The sequence below is a fragment of the Actinosynnema sp. NPDC023658 genome (assembly GCF_040639995.1).
Taxonomy (GTDB): Bacteria; Actinomycetota; Actinomycetes; order Mycobacteriales; family Pseudonocardiaceae; genus Actinosynnema.
Genome location: NZ_JBFAAX010000886.1, coordinates 1 through 2,265, shown reverse-complemented (window position 1 = coordinate 2,265; position 2,265 = coordinate 1). Strand labels below are relative to the sequence as shown.

The window sequence follows — 2,265 nt, the reverse complement described above, 5'->3', positions numbered from 1 at the left end:
CCGGTCGCGCAGGTCGTCGATGCCGGGCAGCTCACGGCTGCGCGACGCGTCGAGCTGCTTGCCCCAGCGTGCGACCTGGCGGGTGAGGAAGCCGTCCGGTCGGCCGAAGTCGGCCAGGCCGACCTCCTTCGGGTCGACCGCGTGCAGGTCCGCGAGCACGTCGACGAGCCGTTCGGACAGTGCTCGGGCGGAGTCGGGGGTGAGCCAGGGGCACTGGTCGCGGTGGCGCAGCGCCACCCCCGGCACCTCTTCCATCAGGTAGAACGGCGCTCCGATGACATCGGGGTCCTCGCACAGCAGCTCCGCCTTCGGGACCGGCACGGCGGTGTCGGCCAGTGCCTTGATCACGCGGTGCTCGCGGGACATGTCGTGCGCGGTGGCCAGCACGTGGCCCAGCGGCGGGCGGCGCAGCACCCAGCGGGACGTGCCGTCGGTGACCCGGTAGGTCAGGTTGGACCGGCCGCCGGGGATGAGTTCGCCGGTCAACGGGCCGGTGCCGAGGTGGGTGGCGAGCCGGTCGAGGTCCAGGCCGGGTAGTTCGGTCATGCGGCGGCTCCCCTGAGCTGGGCGATCACGGCGCGGGTGGTGTCGGCGTCGGTGTGCCGGTGGGCGTGCAGGCCGACCGACCGCGCCGCTTCGACGTTGACCGGCGCGTCGTCGAAGAACACGCACCGCTCGGCGGGCAGCTCGATCAGGTCCAGGGTGTGGTGGAAGATGCGGGGGTCCGGCTTGCGCAGGCCGATCCGGCCGCTGATCACGATCGTGTCGAACAGCTCCAGCAGCAGTTCCTCGGGGTAGCCCTCCCCCCAGCTGTTGGACAGCAGCACGGTCCGCAGGCCGTCGGCGCGCAGTTCGCGGACCAGGTCGACCATCTTCGGGTCGGGGTGGGCGCTGCCGAACATGCGGCGCAGCAGGCCGCGCGACGCGATCTCCCGCCCGTCGAGGGTGACCAGTTCGGCGGCGAGCAGCGCCTCGAACTCCTCCGCGGTGAGGTCGCCGGTCTCCAGTCGGGCCACGGGGTTGTCCGGGGCCGCGTCGCGCCCCATCCAGGTCCGCATGGTCACGCCGTAGCGGTCCCGGTCGATGTTCTCCGAAGTCAGCCAGTCCTCGATGAAGGCGGGCACGGAGACCGTGAGCACGCCACCCCAGTCCAGCACCACCGCGTCGATGCGCCGTTCGTCCACGTCGCGAGGGTACCGACCGGTCGGTATGTGAGCAACCCGGTGCTTTCACCGACCATTTCCGGAAAACGTGAACAACGTGTTCGCGTTTGACAATCCGCCATTTCTTTCGGCATTGTTCGGACAGCTGACGGAACTCCGCGTTCGATGGCCTTCACCAGGGCTTATGAATCGTGCCCACAAGTGGAACCTGGAGGAACCATGCCCGTTCTGGTCACGGGGGCGACCGGCACCGTCGGACGCCGCGTGGTGCGCCGACTGCTCGACGAGGGCCGGTCGGTCCGTGCGTTGACCCGGAATCCCGAGGCGGCACGGCTGCCGGCCGGGGTGGAGGTGGTCGCCGGTGACTTCACCGACCTGTCGTCGTTGGACGCGGCGGTGCGAGGGGTGGAGCGGGTGCACCTGGTGTCGATGGAGGGCGACGGGCCCGCCATCGTGGACGTGCTGGTGCGGGCCGGTGTGCGGCGGCTGACCCACCTCGGGCACCACGACCCGAGCCGGCCCGACGACGACCCGCTGGAGTCCTGGCACCGGGCGTTCCACCGGGCGATCGAGTTGTCCGGGATGGAGTGGACGCACCTGTTCCCCGGCGAGTTCATGGCCAACACCAGGGAGTGGGCGTCGTCGATCCGGGCGGAGAGCGTGGTGCGCGCGCCGTTCGGGGACTGGAACAGCACGATGGTGCACGAGGACGACATCGCCGCGATCGTCGTGGAGGCGCTGCTGCGCGACGGGCACGCGGGACGGACCTACCGGCCCACCGGCCCGGCACCGGTGCGTCGGCGGGACGCGGTCCGGATGATCGGAGAGGCGATCGGCCGGGACGTCGGGTTCGTCGAGCTGACGCCCGACCAGGCGCGGGACCTGTGGCGCGACACCTACCCGCCCGAGGTGATCGACTGGTTCCTCGAGATGGGTCGGTATCCCGACGGCAACACCTGGGTGTCGCCCGACGTCGAACAGGCCCTGGGGCGGCCGGGACTCACGTTCGACCGCTGGGCCCGTGACCACGCCGCCGACTTCCGCTGACCCCGCTGACCCGCCGGCTGACGTGGGAACCGGGCCGAGAACCTGCGCCGACGCC

Annotated in this window: 3 protein-coding genes; 1 reads left to right on the top strand and 2 read right to left on the bottom strand. The window is 71.1% G+C overall.

The features are described from left to right. Positions 1–546, bottom strand: a 546-nt coding sequence (locus AB0G02_RS35990; RefSeq protein ID WP_360803676.1) for a phosphotransferase family protein, incomplete at its 3' end; no start/stop codon positions are given. Further along, on the bottom strand, positions 543–1,184 hold the full coding sequence (locus AB0G02_RS35985; RefSeq protein WP_360803673.1) for an HAD family phosphatase: 642 nt from the start codon (positions 1,182–1,184) through the stop codon (positions 543–545). The genes AB0G02_RS35990 and AB0G02_RS35985, both read right to left, overlap by 4 nt. Positions 1,185–1,382: 198 nt before the next feature. On the opposite strand from AB0G02_RS35985, the gene AB0G02_RS35980 reads away from it, so the two are divergent. Beyond that, on the top strand, positions 1,383–2,210 hold the full coding sequence (locus tag AB0G02_RS35980) for an NAD(P)H-binding protein (protein ID WP_360803671.1): 828 nt from the start codon (positions 1,383–1,385) through the stop codon (positions 2,208–2,210). Positions 2,211–2,265 lie beyond the last annotated feature (55 nt).